A 26,263-nucleotide genomic window follows, 5' to 3' on the forward strand; every position below is an offset into this window, starting at 1 on the left:
AGGCGGTACACTTGCCTTTATTGACAATTGTTAATGATCTGACCAGGCCAGAACCCGATGCAGCGCCGCAGATTCCTAGGTTTAGCTCTCGCCGCCGGGTTTGCCTCTGGGGGGCTCTCTGGCTGTTGGTCCCGACCGCCCCTGACTTTTGGTATTCACCACTGGATTGGTTACGAGCCGCTTTACCTCGCCCGCGATTTTGGCTGGCTGCCGGAGTCGGTGACGCTGCGCTCCGGTTCCTCCGCGACCAGTTCCATGGAGGGCCTGCTGTCGGGATCGTTGGACGGGGCTGCGTTGACGCTCGATGAGACCATTCGTCTGATATCGAGGGGAATGGATCTGGTGGTGGTCGCAGTGGCTGATGTTTCCGCGGGCGCGGATGTTCTGGTGGTCAGGCCGGGTATCGATAGTCTGGCCGATTTGCGGGGCCGCCGCGTGGCGGTGGAGATGAACGGTGTCTCGGGCATTCTCTTACTGAAGATTCTGGAAGTGGCCGGACTGGATCGCAATCAGTTGAATCTGGTTGATCTGCCGGTCAGCCAGCATGCCGAGGCGTGGGAGCGGGGCGAGGTTGATGCGTCCGTGAGTTACGAGCCGGTGGCCTCTTTGCTGGTTCGGGCCGGAGGCGTTCGCCTGTTCGACAGCCGTCAGCTACCCGAAACCATTTTCGACCTGCTGGTTGTTACCCGCAAAACCGCCGCCGAGAACCCTGGTGCGATCGAGGATCTGGTGGCGGCTCATTTTGCCGGGCTCAAGCATCTGGTACGGGGCATCCACGACGCCTTGTATCGGGTGGCCAACCGCCAGGGCGTCTCGCCAACGGATGTTCGGCAGGCTCTGGCGACTATTACACTGCCAGACCTGGCCGCCAATCAGCGCTATCTGGCGGAGTCCGGACGAATAGAGGTTACGGCAGTTTCTCTTGCCCGGCTGATGTTCGGAGCGGGCCTGATCGCCACCCAGCCCTCCCTGCAGAACCTGAGCGATCCTTCATTTCTGCCGAGGAGGCTGTCTTGAGGAAGCGACTCAGGTTCGGTCTGCTCGTCCTCCTTCTTTCTGCGGACGTCTTTGCTGGCAGCGCCGAAGAGGGTCTAACGCTCGGTGTCTTCGCCTATCGACCGGATACCATCCTGCAGGAGCGCTACGCACCGCTTGCCGACTATCTCTCCGAGCAAGTCGGCGTCGACATCCGGCTCGAAGTCCTGAACCAGGACGCCATGAACCGCGCGGTCGCCGCCAATCGTGTAGATCTGTTCCTGACCAACCCCAGCCACTTTCTGCAGATTCGAAGTGAGCGAAGTCTTACCGGCGTTCTCGCAACTCTTATTCGTAGCTCGGGCGATGTCTCCACGACGAGTCTCGGAGGGGTCATCATCACTCGGACGGATCGCCCGGACATCGAGTCTCTTGAAGACCTGCGGGGAAAGATTATCGCCTCCCCCGGGATCCACTTCCTGGGCGGCTATCAGGCTCAGGTTCTGGAGTTGAGGGACGCAGGTGTCGATATTCGGCGGCAGAACCTGGTGCGGTACCTCGACACCCATGATCGCGTCGTTCGGTCGGTGCTCTCGGGCGACTCCGACGTGGGTTTTATCCGAACCGCCATCCTGGAGCAGATGGTGGATGAGATTCCCGGTTTGTTTGATCAGATCAAGGTGCTGAATTCCCAGCAGCTGTCGGAATTCCCGTTTGCTGTGTCAACGCGACTGTACCCCGAATGGCCCCTGGTTGCTCTGCCCCATGTTGACCCGCGTATCGTCCGGCGGGTGGCTTCGGCCCTGTTCGCCATTGAGCCGGAAGATCCGCTGGCCCGGACCATGGGCATTGCCGGATTCTCACCACCCGCGGATTACCAGTCGGTGGAGTACCTGGCGCGTACCTTAAGGGTGCCACCCTACGATCAGATGCCCCAGGTGACCTGGGTGGACGTACTGGATCAGTACCGGCTCTGGGTTGTAACCATTCTGGTTCTGCTGATCCTGCTGGTGGCCAGTTCTCTCTGGCTGGGCAAGCGCAAGCGTCAGTTGGCGACCGAGCAGAAACGCCTGAACCGACTGATTCTGAGCTGGCCACAGCCCATGCTGATGCTCAGGAACGGTGTTCTGATGGACATCAACCGGGCGGCCATGGATTTGCTCAAACACCGCTCGGGGGCGACCATGCTGGGGAGAAATCTGGCGGCGTTCTCGCCGGTCCGACAGGACGACGGCCAGATTTCCTACGAAAAGCTCGAGCAGCTTCTGGAGGGAGTCGCGGCCGACAGGGTCATGCAGAGCGAGTGGCTGCTCAGTCGCTCCGATGGTTCTGATGTCTATGTCGACATGACCCTGGCGCCGATCCACGAGAAAGGGGAGACCGATCCCCTGGTGCTCTGCTCCTGGTACGACATTACCGCCCGCAAGCAGGCGGAGCAGCGCCAGCGACTGGCAGCCAGCGTGTTTGAATGCGCCCGGGAGGCCATCTTTATCACCGATAATCACGGCATGGTGATCGATGTGAACGATGCCTACCGGGCCATTACCGGACGTTCCCGGTCCCGTGCCGTGGGGCGCCTGCCACCACTGCCCATGGACGAGGGTATCTCGGTATTCTCCAGTGCCCGCAGCCAGGGTTTCTGGATGGGGGAATTTCCAAGCCGGCACCCAAATGGTGACGAACTAATTTTATCCGCCACCATCAGCAGTGTGCGGGACGAGCAGGGCGAGGTGACCCACTTTGTCGGCATTTTTAGCGACATCAGTCGTCTCAAGGAGCAGGAGCGCAAGCTTCGCGTTATGGCGCACTACGATGCCCTGACCGCACTGCCGAACCGCGTTCTGTTTGCTGACCGCCTGCAGCAGGCTATGGCATTGACGCGTCGGCAAGGCAGCCGGCTGGCGGTGGCCTACATCGACCTGGACGAGTTCAAGCCGGTTAACGATGCCTATGGTCACAGGGCCGGTGACCAGCTGCTGGTTGAAGTGGCCAGCCGCATGCGGGCCGAGCTTCGCGAAGAGGACACCCTGGCCCGCCTGGGTGGCGACGAGTTTGCCGCCATTATCATGGACGTGCAGGACCAGAAAACACTGGAAACCCTGCTCGCTCGCCTGCTGGCGAAAATCTCGGCACCGGCCTGGGTTATGGATCACAGTGTCGAGATATCGGCCAGCATCGGCTACACGCTGTTTGCGCCCGTGCAGAACGAACAGGCACTGGAGGAGTTGGACGGTGACCAGCTGCTACGCCAGGCGGACCAGGCCATGTACCGGGCCAAACAGCAGGGTCGAAATCGCTACGTTCGCTATGCCGGAGAGGCCTTTCAGGCGTCATCACCCGGACAGTCGGCAGGCGGTTCTCCGCGCGCGGACTGAACTCAGGCCAGAAACTTCCGGACGTCGATGCGGTACTCGTCGGGATCCACTGCCCGAACAATCCGGTCGTGGGCCGCGGGCCGGGCCAGATCCAGGGTTTCGACCGGAATCGCCATGCGGAACCGGGTGTGGTAAATCACCTTGACCGTGGGCAGTCGCTGGTCGCTGTCGTTGGCTTCAACCACCACCCCAAGCCGGCCGCTTTCCAGCAGCACCAGTGAGCCCACCGGATACAGCCCTATGCAGCGAATGAACTCCTTCACCAGCACCGGGTCCAGGTGATCGCCACTCCACTCCAGCAGTTTCTTCAGGCCCTGGGTGGGCGTCAGGCCCTTGTGATACACGCGGTCTGCGGTAATGGCATCGTACACGTCGGTGATGGCCACCATGCGCCCGTATTCGGAGATTTCGTTGCCCTTCAGGCCTTCCGGGTAGCCGGAACCGTCCAGGCGCTCGTGATGCTGCGCGGCGGTGATCACGGTCAGTTCGCCGATGCCCTCGGTCGCCGCCAGGATGTCCCGAGAGTGGCGGGCGTGGAGCTTCATCACCTCGAATTCTTCGGGACTCAGGCGGCCGGGTTTGTGCAGAATATCGTCGGGCGTGAGAATCTTGCCGAGGTCGTGCAGCAGGGCGCCGACGATGGTCTGGTGGAGTACATCGGCTGACAGGCCCCGATAGTTGCCAAACAGCGACATCAGTACGCTCAGGTTGACCGAGTGCTCAAGCAGGTAGTTGTCTTTTTCCCGGATGCGGCCAAGGCAACTCAGCGCGTTGGCATTGCGAAACACCGAGTGCTGGAGTTCGTCTGCCAGTTTGTGAATCGGGGCAATATCAATGGCGCCGCCGAGCTTCACATTGTTCATGAAATCGCCCACCAGGCCCTGGGCCTGACTGTGGATCCGCTGGGCAATGACAATTTCCTCTTCGAGCGGAACCCGGGCACGCACGCCCGGTGACTGCTCGCCAGCCCTTTGCAGGGCGGACTCATTCCTTCGATCCACTTCGGCGGCGGTTTCAGAATCCTGGGTGTCGAGGCCCCGTGAGGCGTCGATGTATACGAACTGGACCCCCATCCGCCGGATCTTCTCGATGGTTTCCTCTTTTTTGATCACGCCACGCTTGCGCTGGCTGTTATGGGGAATCCAGTCGTTGTTGAGGTCGGTGATGTACATGCCGACCCGGAGGGCTGAAACCGGGACGCGCTTGATCATTCGTTGGGGAAAAACGTCCGCAGGCTGTTGGTATAAGTCTGGCTGATGACCGTGTCGAGCGGGAGCTCCTTCACCTCGGCGATCTTCTCGGCCACGAACGGCAGATAGAACGGGGCATTTTCCCGGCCCCGGTAGGGCACTGGCGTCAGGAATGGCGAATCGGTTTCCAGCAGGATCTGGTCAATGGGTGCCATGCGCACGATGTCACGCACGTTCTCCGCCTTGTTGAAGGTGGTAATGCCGTTGAAGCCGAGGCACCAGCCCTGGTCCAGGGCGTAGCGGGCCAGGCCCGGACCCGAGGTAAAGCTGTGGATTACACCGCGGCGTTTGAGCGTGTCCTCGAACTCGCCGAGAATCTCGATGGTGTCCTCATCCGCCTCGCGGCTGTGGATCACCACAGGCCGGTCGGTGTCGCAGGCAATCTGCAGCTGGCGACGGAACACCTCGCGCTGGACGTTCCGGTCGGCGTTGTCATAGAAATAATCGAGACCGATTTCGCCCACGGCGACAATTTTTGCATCCCGGGCGTGGGCGCGAATCTCGGTCTCGACGTCGTCGGAGTAGCTTTCCGCATCGTGCGGATGAATACCCTGGGTACCGTAGACCCAGGGTGCAATCTGGCTGAGCTCCCGCACCCGGGACAGGTTGTCCGGTGACACCGCGATCGTAATCACCTTCTCGATGTTCACGCCCCGGGTCTGCTCCAGGGTGTCCTCGAGAGGACGATCCTTGAGGTAATCGAGGTGGCAGTGAGTTTCGATGATCGGCTGATCGAAAACGGGAATTTCGCGACGTTTTTTGCTCATTGTCCGGAACCAGACTCCAATGCAACCAGGGACATGGCTGCTATTCTGTGAATTTGGTCACGCAAGTCTACCAGCTTGTTCGATTGTTGGCGTGTATTACATTCATAGGCAGTCGTGTGGGGCCGTTGGAGCGGCCGCGAACGAGGCAACGGGAGAAACGAATGCACATTGTGGTCGTCGGTGGTGGTGTTGTGGGAATGACCACCGCCTATGAACTGAGTCGCCGGGGGCATTCGGTAACCCTGCTCGAGCGCCATGCCGTCGCCGGCAACGAAACCAGCAGGGCCAATGCCGCCCAGCGCTCCTATGGCGTGGTGTACCCCTGGGCCGATCCGGCCATGGTGTTCAAGGCCATCCCCTGGATTCTCAAGCAGGATGGCCCCCTGAAGCTCCGGTTCCCGCCCTCGGTGGAAACCCTGAGGTTCATGGTGAGCACCCTCCGCTATGCCTGGTCGCCGGGCCTGTTCGGCCTGAACCGCCGGGCCATGCTCCGCCTGGGCATCCACAGCCGGGAGCGTTTCCTGGCGCTTGAACAGGAGCTTGACCTGTCCTTCGACGGCGACCATCGCGGCTTGCTGCATCTGGCCAGCTCGCCGGACGCGATGGAAGGATACCGGGCCACTCATGACCTGCTGAACGAGCTGAACATTCCTTCCCGCCTGCTCACACCGGAGCAGGTCCGGGAAGCCGAACCCGGCATGGTCGGCAGCGGGCCGCTTCATGGTGCCCTGAGCTACGACACCGACGGCACCGGCGACTGCCATCTGTTCTCGAAGGGGCTGGCAACGGCCTGCGAGGCAAACGGCGTGAAGGTGCGCTACGACGTGGAAGCCGAGCGCCTGATCGCGGACGCTCGGCGGGTCAGTGCCGTGTTGGTCCGAAACCGCGACGGCACCTCGGAGGCCCTGGACGCCGATGCGGTAGTGATCAGCGCCGGTTGCTGGTCCAACCATCTGGTTGAGCCCCTGGGCCTGCACCTGCCGATCTATCCGGTGAAAGGCTACAGCCTGACGGTGCCCATGACGGACCCCGATCGTGGCCCAACGTCGACCATCCATGACGACAATTACAAAGTCGTCTCAACCTGCCTGGGCAACCGTCTGCGGGCCACAGGATTTGTCGAACTGGCGGACTTCAACCGCGATATTCCGGAGGCCAGACTGGCGACCATCCGCAAATCGGTCGAGTCCCGGTTCCCCGGCTGCGCCAACCTCGACGCCGCCGAAACCTGGACCGGATTCCGTCCCATGACCCCGGATGGGCCAGCCATCATCGGCCGCGGCCCCAGAGAGAACCTCTATTTAAACACCGGCCACGGCACCTTCGGGTGGACCCTGTCCGCTGGCAGTGCCGACGTCATCGGCCAGGTCATCGATGGCGAGGAACCTACCATCTGCCTGGACGCCTTCCGCCCGGGAAGATTTCAGGAATAGTTTCCGTAGATAGTTGCGCGCAAAAGGCCCGGGAGCCGGACGGATAAGCCTTCCCGGGATCGTCGAAAACATGGATGTTTTCGTCGAGCGTACATGGAGGTATTCACAGCGTATCCCGGGAAGGCTTATCCGTCCGGCTCTTCCGCGAGACAAAACGCGCTTGAGAGTCGAGGGCACGTTCGATGTTCGAGCAAAGCGTATGCACAAACCCGATATCCCGGTCTGACAGCAACGGCAGCCGCTCAAAGACCCACTGGGACAGCTTCCCCTCGGGCGGCGTGTCCAGCTCCGGCAGCAGGCCCTCCAGGCGACCGCGCAGCGCGCCCAGGCGATTCGGGTCGGCGGAATCTGCTTCCTGAAACTCGGCAACCGACAAGCCGGACATTTCCCAGGCATACAGCATCACGGACTGAGCGAGATTCAGCGACGGGTAGGCGACCTTCATGGGGATGCCGGTCAGCAGGTCGCACTGGGCCAGCTCCTCATTGGAGAGGCCCCGATCCTCGCGGCCGAACACCAGTGCGGCGGTGGCTACGGACGAGCCTTTGCTGGCCAGAACCTCCCGCAGGCGCGCGGGGCTGTGCCAGTCCTGGCGCTGGTGCCGGGGCTTGGCCGAGGTGCCCATCAGAAGGTCTACGGAGTTTCTTACCGCCGCCAGATCGGGGAAAATGCGCGCATTGTCCAGGATGTGGTCGCTGCCGTGGGCGAGCCAGTGGGCTTCCGGGCGGGTATGCAGCTCAGAATTCACCAGCCAGAGCTCGCCAAAGCCCATGGTGCACAGGGCGCGGGCCGCCGCTCCGACATTCTCCGGAACCTTGGGTTCAACAAGTACAAAGGCCAGTTGCATGACGTTACCTCCGGCGGCGAGTTTACACCAGGGCGCGGCATCTTTTTACCAGCGTTGGCGACAACTCAACGACTGGCTGGTGGCCCATCGGGCGTTCTGGCAACCGGCGCCGTTCATGACGCCGGAGCTTGAGTGGGTGCGTCAGTATCCGGAGCTTGCCGATTGGCTGATGGCACAACCCGATGACGCCTGCCAGCGCCTGGACGATGCCCCCGAACGGCTGGCGCAGCAGGCTGCCCGGTGGGTCCCCGACCTCGTCCATTACGAGGCTCTGGTGCAACTGCCGGTGCTCTCACCATCGACGGACGGCGTGGCGGCGGCGACACTTCCTGAAATCCGCGCCACCGATATGCCTGGTCGCAAGCGCCTTCAGGCAGGGGCCTTCACCTCGGCCCTGTTGCCACTCTCAAAACCGCCCCTGGACTGGTGTTGTGGCAAGGGGCACCTGTCACGAACTCTGGCACCGCACTGCCCCGGCCCGGCTACCGGGTATGAATGGGACGGGGAACTGGTCCGTGATGGCAACCGCCTGGCCGTGCAGTTTGGCGACCGGGTGTCGATCCATTGCCAGGATGTCATGGCCCCGAATCTGACGCTGCCGGCGGACCACCACGGTGTGGCCCTGCATGCCTGTGGCGACCTGCACCGGCAGTTGCTCAAACGTGGCGCCCTGGCGGGCCTGCCCCGGCTCAGCCTCTCGCCCTGCTGTTATCACCTTACCGCTGCCGAGCACTATCGGCCGCTCTCAAGCCAGGGCTCGGGCCATGAACCAGCACTCGAACTCACCCCGAATGACCTGCGCCTGGCAGTGCAGGAAACCGTGACTGCCCCCGCCCGGGTGCGTGAGCAGACCCGCCGGATCAGCCAGTGGCGGCTGGGCTTTGACGGGCTTCAGCGAGCGTTGAGAGGACAGGATGACTATCTGCCCGTACCGTCGCACCCGCCGCGACTGGTCAACGAGGGTTTCGAGGCGTTCTGCCGCTGGGCGGCGGCAAAGAAAGGCCTGGCGCTGCCTGCGGGCCTGGATTTCAGCCACTGGCAGGCGTTCGGTGAGCGACGGTTTGAGCAGGTGCGGCGGTATGAGCTGGTGCGCCACCTGTTCCGGCGCCCGCTGGAACTCTGGATGGTTCTGGATTACGCGGTGTATCTGGAAGAGCAGGGCTACCGGGTAACCCTCGGAACCTTCTGTGAGCGATCGCTGACGCCTCGAAACCTGCTGCTGGATGCGGTCAGGGCTTGCGATACTCCACCCGCTCCACACAGCCATCCCTGAAATACACGTAGGTGAGTTCGTACAGCGCGCCGTAGTAGCGGGTCTGGTAGATCCAGACTTCCTGTGGGCTGGTGTAGGTCTCCGGCGGATTGCCGAAGGCCCGGCGCACGTTATCCCGGGTCATGCCCTGAACAACCTGTTCGCGAACCAGGTAGCGGCGCAGGTCGTTGGAGTTGATGAACCGGCAGGTGCCGGGCTCCTGTTCCGGATCACTGGCCTCGCCCTCCGAATCCTCCGCATCCGGTGTCGTTGCGGGCAGGTTCTGGTCAAAGCGGCCGCCAATCCGATTGTCCTCAAGCCTGATTGAACGGGCGTCTTCGCCACAGGGTCGATCTGAAAACACCGGGCTGCCATTCACCTCGCAGCGGAATACCTCCGCCTGTACCCAGGCGGCCGGGGCAGTCAGGGTGATCATGAGCATCAGGAATCGACGCATCGTTTTCCCCGAGTGTTTTCAGAAACAGAAAAGGCGCCCGCAGGCGCCTTTTCCAATTGTCAGGTCACTCCGCTGAGTGCATTGATCTAGCGGCGAACCTGAATGCGTGCCTCCACCCGGCGGTTCTCGGCACGGCCTTCGGCGGTCTCGTTGGAGGCAATGGGCTGCTCCTCACCATAACCTACGGCTTCCACCCGCGCCGGATCAATCCCCAGCGGGCCTGTCAGCCGTGCGGCAACCGATTCGGCGCGACGCTGGGAGAGGAACTGGTTGTAACCCGCTTCGCCCCGGCTGTCGCTGTGACCCGCGATTTCAACCACGGTTTCCGGGTTCGCTTTCATGAACTCCGCAACCCGACGGATCTCGTTGTCGTAGGCATTGCCGATGATCGAGCTGTTGGTCGGGAACTGCACCTCGATGGTGAAGGTCTGGATGGTCTCGGTGACGCCTTCACAGCCAGTTTCATCGACCTGGGCGCCGGCCGCCGTGTCCGGGCACTGGTCCTTGCTGTTCACAACGCCATCGTTGTCGCTGTCCAGTTCACAACCACGGCTGTTCACCTCTGCGCCGCTGGGCGTGGCGGGACACTGGTCGCGGGCGTCTGCCACGCCGTCGCGATCGGCATCGGGTTCACAGCCGTTGCTGTCAACGGGTGCGCCCGCCGGTGTGCCCGGGCACTGGTCCCGGTTATCGGGTACGCCATCGCCATCCGCGTCGGCCGGACGTGCCGGTACCGGCTTGGTATCAGCCACCGTGCGGGCGAACGCGAAGCTGATGCCCAGGGACACCTGGGTGTCGAAGGTGCTTTCGTCAATGCCGTGGAACTCGCGGAGGTCGCCGCGCAGAGACACGGTGTCGTTGATGTTGTAGCGAACACCGGTGCCCACGTTTACCCGGGTCTCGTCGTGGTTGCTGCCAGCGGTCAGCGGACCAGCGGGGTCTTCGCCGAAATCAGCGTGTCCGGCGCCAATGGAAACATACGGATTCCATGCTTCGTCAGGCCCGGCGAAGTAATAAGTCCCGTCTACCCGAATCTCGTCGAACTCGGATTCGCCCGCAACGTATTTGCGGTCAGCGTCTGCACGCGAGTAAAGGGCTTCGACGGACCAGTTGGGCAAAAAGCGGTACTCGACGCCCACACCGAAGGTGCCGGTTTCGCTGAGATCGCGCTTGTCGTCAAACAGCTGGAATGCGGCAAAGGGATTGATGTAAACGGTTTCCTGACGGTCTGCCAGGGCGGGTGTTGCTATAGACGCGGCCAGCACGGCCGCAGACATCGGACGAATGACGTTCATTCGGAACCTCCTGTTCGTTATCGTGACTGCGCCACTACCGCCTGCGGGCAGGGTCTCGCAACGCAGTGGACGGTAGTAGGCCAAAAAACACAAAAAAATGAAACAGACTGTTACATCCGCATTTGTACCAAGCCTACGGTGTGAATCGGCTTTTGTATCAGTCGTATCAGGCCAGGTGCGTAAAATACAGGTGGGCGCTTTTCTTGCTGAAGTTGAGTGTATCGCCGCTGTCGAAGCGCACCTCGAACGAACTCTCGTCCTCTCTGACAACCGAGCCTGCGCCGAAAATGGTATGGCTGAGCCGGGCGGAATGCCAAAGAGGTTCGGTGACGGGTTTTGCAACCGCCGCCTGGCCTTCGAGCTCCACACCCTCCCGCTGCGCGTAGCGCAGGCTCACGGGCGTTAACGGAGCCTGCAGACGGGTCGCGTGGGCCTGTGCCGGGTTGCGCTCATCGAGCCAGCGGCCGAATTCGTCAGCCAGCCCGAAACAGCACTCCTCGATAAAGCGGCTAGGCCCCATGTCACCGTCCAGGTGGGGCTGCTGGCTGGCGGGCCGGGTAATCAGGTGGAGCTGTCTGCGGGTCCGGGTCATGGCCACATAGAGCAGGCGCCGCTCGCTTTCCAGAAAGCTTCGGGCATCGTCCTGGGGCCGGGGGCTGTAGGGCAGGTACTTCTCCTGCAGACCGGGAATGATCACCGTGGGCCACTCCAGACCCTTGGTGCGGTGGATGGTAGAGAGCAGCACACCGGCTTCCTGCTTCTCCCCCGCCTGCTGTTTCAGCGCTTTCAGGTGGTCGAGGGCGCCATCGGCCGTGACGTCCAGGCTCTTCAGATACTGCCGGAATCCCTGCACCGTATCGATACGTTCCTCGGCGCTGTCGTGGGTCAGGGCCAGGCTGCGAATGCCCTCGTAGAGATCGGTGTGCTCGGCATAGACGCTGATCAGCCCTGCCACCGGTCCCGAATAGCCCCTTAGCTGCGTGAGAACCTCGCCAAGCTTTCTGAGCTTGCGGGCCGCCATCGGTGCGAGGGCATCGAAATCCAGGGCCAGCAGGCGCTCGTGCCAGCCGTCGGCAAATCCGGCCAGGAATCGGGCCAGCTGTTCCAGTTCCGGTTCCTTCAACCCGACGTGCGGAAAGCGCAGCAGTTGGCGGGCCAGCTCCAGCCGATCCTCATCTGGCAGATTGGCCAGCCTGCCGGTCACCACCATCAGCAGGGCGGTGATCGCCTGCACTTCACGGCTGAACAGAGCGCCCTTGCCGGCGTCGATTCGATAGGGAATCTGCCGGGCCAGCAGCTTCAATTCGATGGGCACACTCTGGCTCCAGACTCGGAACAGGATGGCGGCATCCGCAAGCGCCGTCTCCGACAGGCCCTGGAGGATCTGCAGTACCGTGTCGGCATCGCTCTCCGCCCGGTGCAGCGTGATGCCGGTATCGGGCGTGGACGGGTGCGAGTGACACAGCACATCCTTGCGGCCGGTGTTGTTGCAGATCAGATGATTGGCCAGCAGGGCCACGCGATGGCCATAGCGGAAGGTGTAGCTGAGGGTCTGTTCGAGCGGGCTCTCGAACTCATCGCTGAAGCGCCGGAGAATAAACTCCGGCCGGGCGCCGCGAAACTCGTAAATGGTCTGGTCCGGGTCGCCCACCACCGTCACCCGGGCCCGGTCGCCGGCCACGTAGCGCAGCAGCAGGTGCTGTATCTCATTGGTGTCCTGGTACTCATCCACCAGGATCAGATCCATCTTGTTGGCCACCAACCGTTGCAGGGGCGGGTTCTGGTGAATGGCCATGACCGGCTCATAGAGCATGTCCGCGTAACTGATCCGGCCCTGGCTCTTGCGCCACTGCTCGAAGCTGTGGAACAGATCAATCAGGTATTTGTGTTTGTCCGAGTAGCCGAGCTCCTCGAACACAACCTCCACCGGTGACAGCGTGGTTTTCACCCGATCAATGAACCCCGTCGCTGTCTCCACGAAATCCTTCTTGTTGCGTCGGATCTCATCGGCCAGGTCCTCGGGCGCCAGCCTGCGGGTCAGTTGCCAGGCCTGGAAACTGATCTCCTGCTCGGTCAGGATCTTCTCCGAAAACCCCGGCAGATAGCCTTCCCGTACAAACCGCTTGTACAGCCGCAGGCCCATGGCGTGATAGGTCCGGATTTCCGGGAGTGCCATCCCGCTGCCGGCACAGACCTCCTGCAGCTTGCGCTCGAAATCCACCCGGGCGCTGCGATTGAACATCAGTACCAGAACCCGGTCCGGGTCATGGCCCTGCTCCAGCAGATACCGGATCCGCCAGGCCAGCGTCGACGTCTTGCCACTGCCCGCCACCGCAGTAATCACCGCGTGCTCGTAGCCCGCGGTAATGATCGCCCGCTGCTCGTCGGTGAGGTAATCCGGCAGGCTGGTGGTGTCGGGAATTTGGGGTTCGGTCGGCATGGCCGGTATTGTAACGGCCCGCTGGTAGAGCGGATACCGCTACCGCATAATTGAACCCTTCTCCAAACTTGCTGCCCCCGAAACTGAAAGGTCTCGATAAAATGGAAATGTCCGAATCAATCAACGTGCTAGGCGAAAAACTGGAAACCTGCGGCAAGGATCCGATCACCGGCTTCTACCGCGATGGCTGCTGCAACGTCGGCCCCGATGACTTCGGCCTGCACGCCGTATGTGCCGTTGTCACCGACGACTTCCTGGAATTCTCCAAAGCCCGCGGCAACGACCTCAGCACCCCCAGGCCCGAGTTCGGCTTTCAGGGTCTGAAAGCCGGCGACAGCTGGTGCCTGTGTGCGGCCCGCTGGCAGGAAGCTTTCGAAGCCGGCTGTGCACCCAGGGTGCGGTTGCGCGCGACCCACCGCGCGGCCCTGGAAAAATGTGCACTCGAAGACCTCAAGGCCAACGGCGCTGACCTGAGCTGATGAACCAACCGGGACCGGACGCCGAGGCCGAGGTTATCCACTGGCGTGACCTTCAGGCCAGCCTCGCCGCCAATGGCCAGCGCCGACTGGTTTTGATCGAGGGCGATCGGGAAGACGCGCTGCTATGGCTCCGGCAGCGGCTGCCCGGCCTCGATTTCGACCAGGGCCTGTGGACCGGTCCGAAAGTTGATAGCCCTGACGGACGCCTGGTGCCAATGGCCCCGACCCGGGCCCGGTCCTGGTTGGGGCGGGAGCTTCCGCTCGTGGTGTGGGACGGCCGGCAGGGCAATCCTCCTGATGATCTGGCCGCACTGACCGGCGCGCTGACGGCCGGGGGCCTGTTGTTCTGGCTGATGCCGCCGCTGTCAGACTGGTGTCGGTTTGCCGACCCCGATTACGCGAGAACCGGGCTGGACCATGGCGGTGAGCATCCTTTTGCTGGCCGCATGTCAGCCCTCCTTGCCGATCATAAGGCGGTGATCCGGGTCAGCCCAGGCAGGGCCTCCTTGCCATTGATTCCGCCATTGCCCGAAGTCCCGTTTGCTGTCGGCACCACCAGCGATCAGCAGCAACTGATCGAGCGCCTGGTCCGGTTCGGGTTTGGCCGGCGGCGTCGACCGCTGGTGATCACCGCAGACCGGGGCCGGGGCAAGTCCGCGGCAATGGGTATGGCGGCGGCAGAGCTGTTACTGAAGGGACGACAGGACATTATTGTCACCGCGCCTTCGGCGCAAAGCACTGACACCCTGTTCCGTCATGCCAGTGTCGTCCTCGCCGACGTCCTGACCGAGAGCGGTGATGAGGAGCGAGGCAACGCCAGAGGTAAGAAGCGGCTTGGCACCCCCGCGGATGAAAAGTGCCTGGTTACCCGCTCAGGCGCGCGCCTGAGGTTTGTGCCGATCAGGACGCTGCTGGCGTCCCGGCCGGAGGCGGAAGTCATACTGGTTGACGAAGCTGCCGCATTGCCCGCGCCCCTACTGAAATCGGTGCTGCTGGGCTGGCCCAGAGTGGCGTTCGCTACCACAGTCCATGGTTACGAGGGCGCCGGGCGCGGCTTTGCCATCCGTTTCCGGCAGGTGCTGGATGAAAAGACACCCCAGTGGCAGGCCGTGACGCTGACGGCGCCGGTACGCTGGGCGCAGAGCGATCCCCTGGAAGCGCTGGTCTCGGAACTGTTTCTGCTGGCCGCCGACGGTGACGTTGGACTCACTCGACCAGAGACAGCCGAAGCGCCTGTCATCGAGCCCTTCCAGCCTGCCCACGCTTCCGACCAGGTGCTTGCGGAGGCGTTCGGGTTGCTGGTGGACGCCCACTACCGCACCAGTCCCGCCGATTTACGGCAATGGCTGGATGATCCCCGTGCGCGCAGCTGGCGTGCAACGCTGAACGGTCGCACCGTCGGCGTGCTCTGGAGTACCGAGGAAGGCGGGTTTTCGCCGGTACTGGCCGGGGAGGTCAGCCTGGGTACCCGGCGGGTACGGGGCCATCTCCTGGCGCAGTCATTGGCCAGTCACAGCGGCTATCCTGAGGCGGCTGCCCTGAAGGGCCTGCGGGTGGTGCGGGTGGCCGTGGCGGATGAATTCCGGCGCCTGGGCATCGGGCGCCGCCTGGTGGATGCCGCCAGGGTTGCTGCGACCGAGTGCGGTATCGATTACCTGGGTACCAGTTTCGGCGGCAGTGTCGATCTGGTGGCCTTCTGGCAGGGCTGCGGCCTCGGCGTGGCGCGCATGGGCTTGCAGCAGGAAGCCTCCAGTGGGGAGTACCCGATCCAGATGATGCGCGGGCTCTCGTCAGATGGGCTGGAACTGGCCGAGCGCATCCGCAGCCGCCTGGTCAGTCACTGGCTCACGTTGCTACCGGACAACTGGCCGGAGCTGGAGCCTGAACTGCTGGCGCAAGTGACCGCAGACCTGCCGGGCGGCCCGGCACTCAATGCCGAGGACCTGCGGGAACTCCACCAGTTTGCCCACGGACACCGGGGCTTTGCCGTGACGGTTCCGGTGCTGAGAAAACTGGGCCAGGCCCCCGGTGTGATGGCCTGGCTCGCGCAGCATCCGTCGCTCGGCCTCTGGTGTCTCGGCGTGATGCAGGGTCGACCCTGGTCCTGGCTGCAGGCGGAGACTCTGTGTCTGGGCCAGAGAGACGGAGAGGATCGCCTGCGGCAACTGGTGCGCGATCTGCTCGAAAATGGGCCGGAGTTGTGAACGACTCGATTTAATTCCTGCCGGCGCCTGACCAGAATAGGGGCCTTTGCACTCCCACAGAGAACACCTGTTATGGCCAAGGAAATCGGCGCCCCCCGTTTGTTGCTGCTTCTGATTCTGGTTTTCCCGTTGCTGTCCGGCTGCGCGTCGAAGGATCCCACGGTCACCCTCAGCCCGGAGGCACTGGCCGAGGCTGATGACCTGCTGGTTTCAGCGGCGGCCAAGGGCGAGAAGCGGCGCGTTGAACTGCTCTTGTCTGCCGGCGCCAACGTGAATGCCACCGACGCCGAGGGCTATACACCGGTAATGCGCGCCGCCGAGAACGGACACCTGTCGGTGGTACGAACCCTGCTGGCGGCCGGCGCCAACGTCAATGTCAGCCAGGCGGGTGAATCCGTGCTGATGAAAGTAGTGGCCAGTGGCAATCTGCTGACTGCGGAAATGCTGTTGTCTGCGGGCGCCGATGTGAATTACCAGACCGGCAGCGGCCGCACGGCGCTGGACGTGGCCCGGGCCATCAACCACCGTGACCTGGAAATGCTGCTGGTGCAGGCGGGCGCGAGGCTCTAGTAGTCAGTCCAGCCCCATCGGATCCGCGGCGTCATTCCACTCCGGGCGAAAGTGGGCGGCCACCACCTCGTCCGGCACCTCGGCCACACCCGCATAGCTCCAGTGAGGGTGAAAATCCTTGTCGATAGCCAGTGCCCGGACGCCTTCCCTGAAATCGGGCCGGCGAAGGCACTCGGTGACCATGGCCAGTTCCATCCGCAGCACGTCCTTGAACGACATCTGCTGGGCCTTTTTCAACTGGTTCCACACCAGCCAGGCCGACACCGGGCAGCCGTTTCTGAGGGTGTTCATGCAGCTATGCCACCAGGTGCAATCCACCTCCGCCGCCAGTAACTGATCAACGATCTCGGGCAGTTCATCACCGGCGCTCAGTCGGGCAATCCGCTGCTCGTGACGTTCGAGATGACTGGCGGGCAAGGCGCGGTAGTCCGGGGTCTGCATCTGGCCAAGCAGACGGAACAGCCGGTTGTCGTCAGCGGCCCGCTGTCCGGTCCAGCGCTCTGACGCCAGTCGATCCAGCAGGCGGTGGCGATCCTCCGGTTCAATTGCCATGTCGGCAAGGCCGACCCGCAGGGCGTCGGTTACATTCAGCCGTGCGCCGGTCAGACCCATGAACAGACCGAGCCGCCCGGGCAGCCGGTTCAGGAACCAGCTCGCCCCCACATCGGGGAACAGGCCGATGGTGATTTCCGGCATGGCCAGGGTTACGTCCGGTGTTACCAGCCGGTAGCGACAGCCGGCAAGCAGTCCCATTCCCCCGCCCATGACCACACCGTGGGCCAGACCAAGAAGCGGTTTGGGGAAGCGGTGCAGCAGGTAGTCGAGGCGGTATTCCTTGCGGAAAAAGCGCAGTGTCTGGTCCTCGTCCTCCGGCGTGACCATGGCCTGGTACAGCGCCCGGATGTCGCCCCCGGCACAGAAGGCTCTCTCGCCGGCGCCCTGGATCACCACAAGGCAGATACGGTCGTCCTCGGCCCAACGCTCGAGAACGTTCAGCATCTGGTCAACCATCGGCTCTGAAAGCGCATTGAGCCGGGCGGGTGCATTGAGTGTCAGAACGCCAATATGGCCTTCACGACAGGCGAGTTCCTGGGCCTCTGCGGTCATTGAGGGCATCTCCGAAAAATGAAAATAAACCTTGTTGTCAAACTGGTCGTATTCTCTGGTGCGCCGTTACTCTGCATCGGCAATCGTGCCCGCAAAAGAGGACGAACGTCGCACGAGGGTCCTTGACCTATCACATTTGAGGATCTCAGGCTGTGTGCTATAAGTGCAGGCCAGTGTTGGTAAGTGCAAGCCAATCGATTATTCGGCCTGCGAGGCCGGTTGCACATCCTGATGATAATGATGAGAGGGTAAAGAGAATGAGCTTGAAACACTACGTTGTTGCCGGAATTTTCGCACTCGGCGCGGTCAGCCCGGCCGTCGTTTCTGCGGCAGGTGATGCGGCTGCCGGCAAGTCCAAGGCTGCGGTTTGCGCCGCCTGCCATGGTCAGAACGGCATTGCCCAGATCCCGACCTATCCCAACCTGGCTGGCCAGAACGAGCAGTACCTCGTGATGGCTCTGAAAGCCTACAAGAACAAGCAGCGGACCGGTGGTCAGGCCGCCATCATGCAGGGTCAGGCCGCGAACCTGAGCGACCAGGACATTGCTGATCTTGCCGCGTATTACGCGAGCCTGCCCGCAGGGGGCAAGTAAGGCCTCAGTGGGTCAGCGAGCGGCTCAGGCCGCTCCGCTGACAATCCGGTAGCTCGGCCGATAAGCCGACGAGCCGGGCAGCTTCATCCGGTTCTGGGCCACGAACTGCTCCAGCATGGCTTCCAGCGGCTTGATCAGACTCGGGTCGCCGGAAATCTCGAACGGCCCTTTTTCCTGAACCTGCCGAATCCCGCCTTCTTTTACGTTTCCGGCCACGATACCGCTGAACGCCTTGCGTAGGTTGGCGGCAATCAGGTGCACGGGCTGGTCGCGATGCAGCTCCAGTGCGCGCATGTTGTCGTGATTCGGCTCGAAGGGGAGCTGGAACACCGGGTCGATTTTCAGCATCCAGTTGAAGTAGTACGCATCCTGCATGGCCCGCCGGAAGGTCTCGACGTCTTTCATGCCCTTTTTCATGGTCTGGGCGACCCGGACCGGATCGTCGATGATGATTTCGTACTTGCTGGCGGCCTCATCGCCCAGGGCGTTGCGGATGAACTTGTCGATCATCTCGAAGTATTCCGCGTTTTCCTTCCGGCCGGTGAATACTACCGGGAAGGGCAGGTCGGCGTTATCCGGGTGCAGGAGAATGCCCAGCAGATAGAGGATTTCCTCGGCTGTTCCCACGCCCCCCGGGAACACGATCACGCCATGACCACAGCGCACGAACGCTTCCAGGCGCTTCTCGATATCCGGCATGATCACCAGCTCGTTGACGATGGGATTGGGCGCCTCGGCGCCGATGATCCCGGGTTCGGTGATGCCAATGTAGCGGCCGTTCTTCACCCGCTGCTTGGCGTGGCCGATAGTGGCGCCTTTCATCGGGCCTTTCATGGCGCCGGGGCCGCAACCGGTGCAGATACTCAGCGCCCGGAGCCCGAGCTGGTGCCCCACTTCCTTGCTGTACTGGTATTCGTCGTTGCCGATTGAGTGGCCGCCCCAGCACACCACCAGGTCCGGCTGGCGCCCGGCCTGCATCACCCGGGCGTTGCGCAGGATGTGAAAGACGAAATTGGTGATTTCCTCGGGATCGTCCCGCCGGAATCCCGCCGCCGACTGGGGAATCGAGTGGGAATAGATGATGTCCCGCAGTACCGAGAACAGGTGCTCTCGCAGTGCCCGCAGCATTTCCCCGTCTACAAACGCGTGGGCCGGTGCATTGATCAGCTCCAGCTTCAGGCCGCGAGGCTGGGGCACCAGGCGCACATCGAAATCGGAGTGGGCTTCCATCAGGGCCTTGCAGTCGTCGGTCTCGATGCCCGTATTGAGAACGGCCAGGGCGCACTGGCGAAACAGGCGGTACAGGCCGCCCTCGCTGCGGTCCTTGAGCCGGTTCACTTCATGGTTGGAGAGAATTTCAAGGCTGCCCTCGGGAGAAACCAGGGCATTGATGGTGATTTCCTGCATTAACGGCGGAGCTCCTGAATGTTTCGGCAATGCCCGATTTTGAGGCATAGAGTCAAAACGGTACACTAAGCGCTTTCCATTTCATACGCCACCCGACGAAATTCCGATCTATGAAACTGCTTATCCGTCCCGCCCCGGAAGTTGCGATCAAGAGCAAGCCCGTCCGCCGCCAGCAGATGCGTCACCTGCGGCAGAATATCCGCAAGCTGCTGGCCCGGCTGGATGCCGAGATCCGCGTGGAAGGCAGCTGGGACCGGGTGGATGTGGAGGTGCCGGATGGCCGCGGCCTGTCCGGGCCGGTGATTGAGGCCCTGCTGCGCATCCCTGGCATTTCCACCATTCAGGAAATTGCAGCTTTTCCGCTGGTGAGCCTCGAGGATGTGGCTGACAGGGCGGTTGCCGCCTTCGCTGAGCGCTTGAACGGCAAGACGTTTGCCGTCAGGGCCCGCCGTCACGGGGAGCATGATTTTCGTTCGATCGACCTGGAGCGGGCAGTGGGTGCTGCCCTCATGCAGGCATCGAATGCCGCTGGGGTTGACCTCAAGGCGCCTCAGGTGGAAGTGCGGGTGGAGGTGCACGGTGACCAGTTCCACATCGCCCACCGCAAGCATCGCGGGCTGGGCGGTTACCCGCTGGGCAGCGTCGAGAATGTGCTGACCCTGGTGTCCGGTGGCTATGACTCCTCGGTGGCGGCCTACCTGATGATGCGTCGCGGCCTGCGCAATCATTTCCTGTTCTTCAACCTTGGCGGCACCGCCCATGAGGTCGGCGTGCGCCAGGTGGTGCACTACCTCTGGGACCGTTACGGGGCATCCCACAGCGCCAAATTTATTTCCGTGCCTTTCGAGGGCGTGGTGGCCGAAATCATGCGCTCGGTCAGTCACCGGCACTGGGGCGTGGTGCTGAAGCGCCAGATGCTCAGGGCAGCCGCGGACATCGCCCGCAAGAACAACGCGGTTGGCCTTGTGACGGGTGACGCCGTGGCCCAGGTATCCAGCCAGACCCTGAGCAACCTCAACGTGGTGGACCGGGCCAGCGACGAGGTGGTGCTGCGGCCCCTGGTGTCCATGGACAAGGAATCCATCATTCGCATTGCCCGGGAGATTGGCACCGAGTCCTTTGCCCGGACCATGCCCGAATACTGTGGCGTGATCTCCCAGAAACCGGCCACCCGCGCGAAACTGCATCGTGTGGAAGAAGACGAGGCTCAAATGGATGCATCGGTGCTGGCGGCCGCCATTGAGGCCAGGGACGAGACGCCGGTGAACCGGCTGCTGGATACCACGGTGACCCCGGAGGAGGTGGAGCTGGTCCAGACGCCGGCGGTGGATGATGTGATTATTGATGTACGCCACCCCTCGGAGGGGGAACAGTCACCGCTGACTCTCACCAACAACGAGATTCTGCACATCCCGTTTTATGAGCTGAACCAGCAGTTGCCGGAACTGCCGGCGAACCGGCAGTACCTGCTTTACTGCGACCGCGGCACCATGAGCCGCATGCATGCGGGCCACCTGAAAGCCGAGGGGCACGACAACATCAAGGTTTACGCGCCCGCGGCATAAGCTCTTAACCGGCCATTCCCTTGAAGAACTGCTGGACGTTCTCGCTCAGGGCGTCCAGGTCGTACCCGCCTTCCTGAACCACCAGAGTCGGCAGCCCGAGCTGGCGGATATGGCTGCTGAGCCGGCAGAAGCCCTCGGACGACACCGATACCTTGGCCTGCGGATCGTTCTTGTAGATGTCGAAGCCGAGGGTCAGGATCAGAGCATCCGGCTGATACAGTTTGATGGCGGCCAGGGCCTCGTCCAGTCTGGCAAAGAAATCCTCTTCCGATGAGCCGTGGGGCATGGGCAGGTTGATGTTATAGCCAAAGCCTTCGCCTTCGCCCCGCTCGTTTTCGAACCCGGTCACCACTGGATAGAAGTTGGTGGGGTCGCCGTGGATCGAGATGTAGAGCACATCACTGCGGTCGTAGAAAATCTCCTGAATGCCCTGGCCATGGTGCATGTCGGTGTCCAGGATCACAATCCGGGGGAACCGGTGCTTCATGTGCTCGGCGGCGATGGCGGCGTTGTTGAGATAGCAGAAGCCACCAGCGGCATCCCGGCGGGCATGGTGACCAGGTGGGCGACATACGGCGTAAGAGGTCCTGTCACCGGCGATCAGGGCATCCGCTGCGCCGAGCGCACTCTGGGCCGACCAGTAGGCGGCGTGCCAGGTGTTCTCACCAATGGGACAGCTGCCGTCGGCTTGGTAGCGGGCGGCCTCGGCGAGGATGCCGGTGAGATGGTTGGGGGACCGAACGAAGATATTGGAGATGACCTCGTCGCCCCAGTCGCCCATCGCTACCCAGCGTCGATGGGCGGATTCGAGGAAGCGCAGGTAACCGAGATCGTGAACTTTCGAGATCGGTCCGGCGCCCTGGTCAGCAGGCTGGAGCACGGAAATGCCCATCTGTTTCAGGCCGTTCAGCATCTCCCCCGTCCGGTCAGGCACCTCCTGGGGTTGTCGCATCTGCCCACGGGTAAAGTAAGTCTTGGGAATATGCTGGTCCTGAGCGGGATGAAAAAACGCCTTCATTGTCCGGCCTCCTGAATGTTTGATCTTCCGAGTATAGGCACAGTCCGGGGATGATCAAAAGCCTGCCCTTGACTTTACAGCCTGAGATACAACATCCACTATGAAAGACATAATTTGACGACGCAACCTGACACCCTGATCGGCGCCCGTGTGGCGGGCGCAGGTCAAGACGAACATAAGAGGAGCCGAGATGATCGAGTCACCCCTGCTGCAAAAGCTGACCGGCTATATCGGCGGTCGCTGGACGGACAACGCGCACGGCAACACGTTTGACGTATACAACCCGGCAACGGGCAAGGTGATTGCCCAGGTGGCCTCCATGTCCGAGGCCGAGGTGAAGGACGCCGTTGCCGCCGGCAAATCGGCCCTGCGACTGACCAGTCCCTACAGCATCGAGACCCGCCGCAAGTGGCTGGAAGACATCCGTGATGCCCTCAAGGCCAACAAGGAAGAGGTCGGCCGCATTCTCTGCCTCGAGCATGGTAAGCCCCTGCACGAAGCCCAGGGTGAGGTGGATTATGCTGCGGGCTTCTTTGATTACTGCTCCAAGCACATCCAGGCGCTGGATGCTCACACCATTCCCGAGAAACCGAAGGACTGCACCTGGACGGTTCACTACCGGCCCATCGGTGTGGCGGGGCTGATCACGCCCTGGAACTTCCCGATCGGTATGATCGCGAAGAAGCTGTCTGCGGCGCTGGCGGCCGGCTGTCCCTCGGTGATCAAGCCGGCCAGTGAAACCCCACTGACCATGATTGCGCTGTTCACCCTGATGGACAAACACACCGACATGCCCGACGGCATGGTCAACCTGGTGATGGGGAAGGCGAGCGTGATCGGCAAGGTTCTGTGCGAGAGCCCGGACGTGCCCATGCTCAGCTTCACTGGCTCCACCGAGGTCGGTCGCAAGCTGATTGTCGACACCGCCGAGCAGGTCAAGAAACTGGCACTGGAGCTGGGCGGCAACGCGCCGTTCATCGTGTTCGACGACGCCGACCTGGATGCCGCAGCCGACAACCTGATCGCCAACAAATTCCGTGGGGGCGGCCAGACCTGCGTGTGTGCCAACCGGATTTTTGTGCACGAGAAAGTGGCGGATGCCTTCGGCGAGAAGCTGGCCGAGCGAGTTAACAAGATGACCGTGGGCGACGGCATCAACGGTGACGTGGACATCGGCCCGCTGATCAACAAGGCCGGCTTCGACAAGGTGAAGCGTCACCTTGAGGATGCTCTGGAGAAAGGCGCCCGGCTGGTTGCCGGCAAGCAGCCCGGTGATCTGGGTGACGGCCTGTTCTTCCCGCCAACCGTGGTGCATGGCGTAAACCGTGATATGTGCTGCTACCAGGAGGAAACTTTCGGTCCGCTGGTTCCCATGGCGCTGTTCCGCACCGAAGAGGAAGTGATCGAAGCCGGTAACGACACCGAGTTCGGCCTGGCCTCCTACGTGTTCACCAACGACCCGGAGCGTGCCCAACGCGTGGCCGCCGGCCTGCGTTTTGGCCACTGCGGCTGGAACACCGGCACCGGCCCGACTCCGGAAGCGCCGTTCGGTGGTATGAAGGCCTCTGGTATAGGCCGTGAAGGTGGCCTGGAAGGTCTGTTCGAGTTTGTGGAAGCGCAGACAGTACCGAGAGGCTTCTAAGTTCCGAAAAAAAGCCCTCAACCTTGGGGGTGTCGCACGGGGGAGGTTCCCCTTCAGGACACGCTACGAGCACCCGCACGCGGGTCCAGCCTGCAATCTCAGATTGCAGGCGTTCGGCTGTCGCATGAAGCGATGCTTCATAAGCGCTCGGCCTCACCCATGTGCGCTTGGCTGTGGCCATCCATGGCCACAGACAGTCCTGAAGGGGAACCTCCCCCGCGCTCTTTCTGACATGGGGAGAGGGCTTATCGAATCATTAGATTTGGCATTACGTAGGTCGGATTAGCAACGCGTAATCCGACGCGCAACCAGAAAAATCTCCCATCCGGAAATCCTGCTTTTCTCCTGTTATACTCGTGAACCTGTTTATTTAACCAGTAGCGAACCGATTCCCTATGGACGTTTCCCACATCATCGATCCGTTGAACGATGCCCAGCGTGAAGCTGTCACCGCCCAGAACGATCACCTGCTGGTGCTGGCCGGCGCCGGCAGTGGCAAAACCCGTGTGCTGGTGCACCGGATCGCCTGGTTGATGACCGTGGATCGGGTGCCGCCCACCGGCATACTGGCGGTGACGTTCACCAACAAGGCCGCGAAGGAGATGCGTTACCGCATTGAGCAGATGATGCAGATCCCGGCGCGGGGGCTCTGGTTTGGGACCTTCCATGGCATTGCTCACCGCCTGCTGCGTTCGCACTGGAAAGACGCGGGGCTGCCGGAGAACTTCCAGGTGCTCGACAGTGACGATCAGCTGCGGCTGATCAAGCGGGTGATGCGGGAAAACCAGATCGACGAGAGCAAGTGGCCGCCCAAGCAGGCCCAGTGGTTTATCAACAGCCAGAAAGACGAGGGGTTGCGGGCGGATCATATCCAGGAGAACCCCGGGGATCAGTTCCTGTCGATCATGCTGAAGATCTACCGCCAGTACGAGAAGCTGTGCCAGCAGGGTGGGCTGGTGGATTTTGGCGAGCTGCTGTTGCGCTCCCACGAGCTGTGGCTGCACCGGCCGGAACTGCTGGCCCATTACCAGGGCCGGTTTCAGCATATTCTGGTGGACGAGTTCCAGGACACCAACACGATTCAATACGCCTGGCTGCAGGTGCTGGCCGGTAATCGGGTGCCGCTGACGGTGGTGGGTGACGACGACCAGTCCATCTACGGCTGGCGGGGCGCGAAGATCGAGAACATCCAGCAGTACCAGCGGGATTTCCCCAACTCGCGGCTGGTACGCCTGGAGCAGAATTACCGCTCTACCCAGACCATCCTGAAGGCCGCCAACGCGGTGATTGCCAACAACCAGGGCCGGCTCGGCAAGGAACTCTGGACTGATGGCCCGGAGGGCGAACCGATCAGCCTGTATGCGGCCTTCAATGAGCAGGATGAGGCCAACTACATCGCCGACAGCATTTCCGCCTGGGTCCAGGACGGCAACCTGCGCAGCGAATGCGCCATCCTGTACCGGTCCAACGCCCAGTCACGGGTGCTGGAGGAGTCGCTGATGCGTCAGGGCATTCCCTACCGGGTCTACGGTGGCCTGCGCTTCTACGATCGTCAGGAAATCCGCAACGCCCTGGCGTACCTGCGCCTGGTGCAGTACCGGCGGGACGACGCGGCCTTCGAGCGTGTGGTGAACGTGCCGCCCCGTGGCATTGGCGCCAAGAGCCTCGCGGAGCTGCGGGAATACGCCACCGAGCAAAGCATCTCTTTGTGGGAATCCGCCGAGCGCCTGCTGGAAGCCGGGCAGGTGAAAGGTCGGGCCAAAACCGGGCTTCAGTCGTTTATTGCGATTATTGAAAAGCTGTCCGGCATGGTGGGCGACGCGACCCTGCATGGGTTGATGAAGCAGACCATCGAGGACAGCGGCCTGAAGGATTACCACGCCAGTGAAAAGGGCGAGAAGGGCCAGGCCCGGGTGGAGAACCTTGAGGAACTGGTCAACGCCCTGTCTGACTATGAAGTGGAGGACGGTGTCGATCCGTTGGCGGAGTTTATCGCCCAGGCGGCCCTGGATGCGGGTGAAGCCCAGGCCGAGGCCCACGAGGACAGCGTGCAGCTGATGACCCTTCATTCCGCCAAGGGCCTGGAGTTTCCCATGGTGTTCCTGGCCGGTGTGGAAGAGGGGCTGTTCCCCCATGGCATGTCCCTGGAGGAGCCCGGCCGCATGGAGGAAGAGCGCCGGCTGGCCTACGTGGGCATTACTCGGGCCATGAAAAAGCTGGTGCTTACTTACGCCGAATCCCGCCGCTTGTACGGGCAGGAGAAGTTCAACGCGTTGTCCCGGTTTGTTCGGGAGATCCCGGGCGACTGTCTGCAGGAAGTGCGGCTGCGCAATACCGTGACCCGGCCGGCGATGGTGGAGCGCCCCAACGAGAGTCTGTTCGCCCAGGATTCGGCCCGGCAGTCAGGTTTCAGCCTGGGGCAGCGGGTGCGTCATCCCAAGTTTGGCGAGGGGATCGTGATGAACTCCGAGGGTACCGGGCATCATACCCGGGTGCAGGTGAACTTTGATGAGGGCGCCAAGTGGCTTGTTTTGGCTTATGCGCCTTTGGAGGCCTGCTAGCTTGAGTGCGTGCACAGGGTTGGGGT

20 protein-coding genes are annotated in these 26,263 nt (G+C 62.2%); 11 read left to right on the forward strand and 9 right to left on the reverse strand.

The window, feature by feature from the left end; genetic code table 11:
• Positions 1-57: 57 nt before the first annotated feature.
• Positions 58-1,017: an ABC transporter substrate-binding protein gene (locus ACFC20_RS14670; protein ID WP_375193667.1), complete on the forward strand. Its 960-nt coding sequence runs from the start codon at positions 58-60 to the stop codon at positions 1,015-1,017.
• Positions 1,014-3,350 (forward strand): PhnD/SsuA/transferrin family substrate-binding protein, encoded by a 2,337-nt coding sequence (locus tag ACFC20_RS14675; RefSeq protein ID WP_375193668.1) that lies wholly within the window; start codon positions 1,014-1,016, stop codon positions 3,348-3,350. The genes ACFC20_RS14670 and ACFC20_RS14675 overlap by 4 nt, the downstream gene beginning before the upstream one ends.
• Positions 3,351-3,352: 2 nt before the next feature.
• On the opposite strand, the gene ACFC20_RS14680 is transcribed toward ACFC20_RS14675, so the two are convergent.
• Both ACFC20_RS14680 and ACFC20_RS14685 read right to left on the reverse strand, forming a co-directional pair.
• Positions 3,353-4,561: an HD-GYP domain-containing protein gene (locus ACFC20_RS14680; protein WP_375183243.1), complete on the reverse strand. Its 1,209-nt coding sequence runs from the start codon at positions 4,559-4,561 to the stop codon at positions 3,353-3,355.
• Positions 4,558-5,367, reverse strand: coding sequence for a TatD family hydrolase (locus ACFC20_RS14685; protein WP_375193669.1), 810 nt, complete (start codon positions 5,365-5,367; stop codon positions 4,558-4,560). Before ACFC20_RS14685 ends, ACFC20_RS14680 begins: the two co-directional genes overlap by 4 nt.
• Positions 5,368-5,492: 125 nt before the next feature.
• Between ACFC20_RS14685 and ACFC20_RS14690 the strand changes: the two genes are divergently transcribed.
• A complete protein-coding gene (locus tag ACFC20_RS14690; RefSeq protein WP_375183245.1) occupies positions 5,493-6,800 on the forward strand; it encodes a D-amino acid dehydrogenase in 1,308 nt (435 codons plus the stop codon).
• 103 nt (positions 6,801-6,903) lie between these two features.
• Here ACFC20_RS14690 and ACFC20_RS14695 read toward each other — a convergent pair whose 3' ends face one another.
• Positions 6,904-7,647 carry a tRNA/rRNA methyltransferase gene (locus tag ACFC20_RS14695; protein WP_375193670.1) on the reverse strand — a complete coding sequence of 248 codons (744 nt, stop codon included), beginning with the start codon at positions 7,645-7,647 and terminating at the stop codon, positions 6,904-6,906.
• Here ACFC20_RS14695 and ACFC20_RS14700 point away from each other — a divergent pair.
• The gene (locus tag ACFC20_RS14700) at positions 7,646-8,920 is read left to right on the forward strand and encodes a methyltransferase (protein WP_375193671.1); all 1,275 of its coding nucleotides are present in this window, start codon (positions 7,646-7,648) and stop codon (positions 8,918-8,920) included. The two genes, ACFC20_RS14695 and ACFC20_RS14700, sit on opposite strands and share 2 nt — an antisense overlap.
• On the opposite strand, the gene ACFC20_RS14705 is transcribed toward ACFC20_RS14700, so the two are convergent.
• The 3 genes from ACFC20_RS14705 to ACFC20_RS14715 all read right to left on the reverse strand — a co-directional run bounded on the left by ACFC20_RS14705 (position 8,877) and on the right by ACFC20_RS14715 (position 13,091).
• Positions 8,877-9,356, reverse strand: coding sequence for a hypothetical protein (locus tag ACFC20_RS14705; RefSeq protein ID WP_375193672.1), 480 nt, complete (start codon positions 9,354-9,356; stop codon positions 8,877-8,879). The genes ACFC20_RS14700 and ACFC20_RS14705 overlap by 44 nt on opposite strands.
• A gap of 86 nt (positions 9,357-9,442) precedes the next feature.
• The gene (locus ACFC20_RS14710; RefSeq protein ID WP_375193673.1) at positions 9,443-10,651 is read right to left on the reverse strand and encodes an OmpA family protein; all 1,209 of its coding nucleotides are present in this window, start codon (positions 10,649-10,651) and stop codon (positions 9,443-9,445) included.
• A gap of 166 nt (positions 10,652-10,817) precedes the next feature.
• Positions 10,818-13,091: an ATP-dependent helicase gene (locus ACFC20_RS14715; protein ID WP_375193674.1), complete on the reverse strand. Its 2,274-nt coding sequence runs from the start codon at positions 13,089-13,091 to the stop codon at positions 10,818-10,820.
• 101 nt (positions 13,092-13,192) lie between these two features.
• On the opposite strand from ACFC20_RS14715, the gene ACFC20_RS14720 reads away from it, so the two are divergent.
• The 3 genes from ACFC20_RS14720 (at position 13,193) to ACFC20_RS14730 (ending at position 16,344) form a co-directional block, all read left to right on the forward strand.
• Positions 13,193-13,570 (forward strand): DUF2237 family protein, encoded by a 378-nt coding sequence (locus tag ACFC20_RS14720; RefSeq protein ID WP_375193675.1) that lies wholly within the window; start codon positions 13,193-13,195, stop codon positions 13,568-13,570.
• Complete coding sequence (locus tag ACFC20_RS14725; protein ID WP_375193676.1) at positions 13,570-15,774, forward strand: tRNA(Met) cytidine acetyltransferase TmcA; 2,205 nt, start codon at positions 13,570-13,572, stop codon at positions 15,772-15,774. Before ACFC20_RS14720 ends, ACFC20_RS14725 begins: the two co-directional genes overlap by 1 nt.
• Positions 15,775-15,846: 72 nt before the next feature.
• Positions 15,847-16,344, forward strand: a complete 498-nt coding sequence (locus ACFC20_RS14730; protein ID WP_375193677.1) for an ankyrin repeat domain-containing protein — start codon at positions 15,847-15,849, stop codon at positions 16,342-16,344.
• 3 nt (positions 16,345-16,347) lie between these two features.
• Here ACFC20_RS14730 and ACFC20_RS14735 read toward each other — a convergent pair whose 3' ends face one another.
• Entirely contained in the window at positions 16,348-17,451 is a 1,104-nt protein-coding gene (locus ACFC20_RS14735; RefSeq protein WP_375193678.1) for an enoyl-CoA hydratase/isomerase family protein, read from the reverse strand.
• Positions 17,452-17,708: 257 nt separating this feature from the next.
• On the opposite strand from ACFC20_RS14735, the gene ACFC20_RS14740 reads away from it, so the two are divergent.
• On the forward strand, positions 17,709-18,044 hold the full coding sequence (locus ACFC20_RS14740; protein WP_091988594.1) for a cytochrome c: 336 nt from the start codon (positions 17,709-17,711) through the stop codon (positions 18,042-18,044).
• Positions 18,045-18,068: 24 nt separating this feature from the next.
• Here ACFC20_RS14740 and ppnN read toward each other — a convergent pair whose 3' ends face one another.
• Positions 18,069-19,451: a nucleotide 5'-monophosphate nucleosidase PpnN gene (gene ppnN, locus ACFC20_RS14745; RefSeq protein ID WP_375193679.1), complete on the reverse strand. Its 1,383-nt coding sequence runs from the start codon at positions 19,449-19,451 to the stop codon at positions 18,069-18,071.
• 110 nt (positions 19,452-19,561) lie between these two features.
• Here ppnN and thiI point away from each other — a divergent pair, with 110 nt between their 5' ends.
• On the forward strand, positions 19,562-21,016 hold the full coding sequence (thiI, locus tag ACFC20_RS14750; RefSeq protein WP_375193680.1) for a tRNA uracil 4-sulfurtransferase ThiI: 1,455 nt from the start codon (positions 19,562-19,564) through the stop codon (positions 21,014-21,016).
• 4 nt (positions 21,017-21,020) lie between these two features.
• Here thiI and ACFC20_RS14755 read toward each other — a convergent pair whose 3' ends face one another.
• Positions 21,021-22,034 carry a histone deacetylase family protein gene (locus tag ACFC20_RS14755; RefSeq protein WP_375193681.1) on the reverse strand — a complete coding sequence of 338 codons (1,014 nt, stop codon included), beginning with the start codon at positions 22,032-22,034 and terminating at the stop codon, positions 21,021-21,023.
• Between the two features lie 190 nt (positions 22,035-22,224).
• On the opposite strand from ACFC20_RS14755, the gene ACFC20_RS14760 reads away from it, so the two are divergent.
• Together ACFC20_RS14760 and uvrD are read left to right on the forward strand one after the other, a co-directional pair.
• Positions 22,225-23,676, forward strand: a complete 1,452-nt coding sequence (locus ACFC20_RS14760; RefSeq protein WP_375193682.1) for an NAD-dependent succinate-semialdehyde dehydrogenase — start codon at positions 22,225-22,227, stop codon at positions 23,674-23,676.
• Positions 23,677-24,071: 395 nt separating this feature from the next.
• Complete coding sequence (gene uvrD, locus ACFC20_RS14765) at positions 24,072-26,237, forward strand: DNA helicase II (protein WP_375193683.1); 2,166 nt, start codon at positions 24,072-24,074, stop codon at positions 26,235-26,237.
• Positions 26,238-26,263 lie beyond the last annotated feature (26 nt).

The organism is Marinobacter sp. (assembly GCF_041984545.1).
Classification (GTDB): Bacteria; Pseudomonadota; Gammaproteobacteria; order Pseudomonadales; family Oleiphilaceae; genus Marinobacter.

Coding starts and splice junctions, on each gene's coding strand:
- ACFC20_RS14670 (WP_375193667.1), top strand. CDS start 58: ATGCAGCGCCGCAGATTCCTAGGTTTAGCTCTCGCCGCCGGGTTTGCC.
- ACFC20_RS14680 (WP_375183243.1), bottom strand. CDS start 4,561: ATGATCAAGCGCGTCCCGGTTTCAGCCCTCCGGGTCGGCATGTACATC.
- ACFC20_RS14685 (WP_375193669.1), bottom strand. CDS start 5,367: ATGAGCAAAAAACGTCGCGAAATTCCCGTTTTCGATCAGCCGATCATC.
- ACFC20_RS14700 (WP_375193671.1), top strand. CDS start 7,646: ATGACGTTACCTCCGGCGGCGAGTTTACACCAGGGCGCGGCATCTTTT.
- ACFC20_RS14695 (WP_375193670.1), bottom strand. CDS start 7,647: ATGCAACTGGCCTTTGTACTTGTTGAACCCAAGGTTCCGGAGAATGTC.
- ACFC20_RS14705 (WP_375193672.1), bottom strand. CDS start 9,356: ATGCGTCGATTCCTGATGCTCATGATCACCCTGACTGCCCCGGCCGCC.
- ACFC20_RS14710 (WP_375193673.1), bottom strand. CDS start 10,651: ATGAACGTCATTCGTCCGATGTCTGCGGCCGTGCTGGCCGCGTCTATA.
- ACFC20_RS14715 (WP_375193674.1), bottom strand. CDS start 13,091: ATGCCGACCGAACCCCAAATTCCCGACACCACCAGCCTGCCGGATTAC.
- ACFC20_RS14720 (WP_375193675.1), top strand. CDS start 13,193: ATGGAAATGTCCGAATCAATCAACGTGCTAGGCGAAAAACTGGAAACC.
- ACFC20_RS14725 (WP_375193676.1), top strand. CDS start 13,570: ATGAACCAACCGGGACCGGACGCCGAGGCCGAGGTTATCCACTGGCGT.
- ACFC20_RS14730 (WP_375193677.1), top strand. CDS start 15,847: ATGGCCAAGGAAATCGGCGCCCCCCGTTTGTTGCTGCTTCTGATTCTG.
- ACFC20_RS14735 (WP_375193678.1), bottom strand. CDS start 17,451: ATGACCGCAGAGGCCCAGGAACTCGCCTGTCGTGAAGGCCATATTGGC.
- ACFC20_RS14740 (WP_091988594.1), top strand. CDS start 17,709: ATGAGCTTGAAACACTACGTTGTTGCCGGAATTTTCGCACTCGGCGCG.
- ppnN (WP_375193679.1), bottom strand. CDS start 19,451: ATGCAGGAAATCACCATCAATGCCCTGGTTTCTCCCGAGGGCAGCCTT.
- thiI (WP_375193680.1), top strand. CDS start 19,562: ATGAAACTGCTTATCCGTCCCGCCCCGGAAGTTGCGATCAAGAGCAAG.
- ACFC20_RS14755 (WP_375193681.1), bottom strand. CDS start 22,034: ATGAAGGCGTTTTTTCATCCCGCTCAGGACCAGCATATTCCCAAGACT.
- ACFC20_RS14760 (WP_375193682.1), top strand. CDS start 22,225: ATGATCGAGTCACCCCTGCTGCAAAAGCTGACCGGCTATATCGGCGGT.
- uvrD (WP_375193683.1), top strand. CDS start 24,072: ATGGACGTTTCCCACATCATCGATCCGTTGAACGATGCCCAGCGTGAA.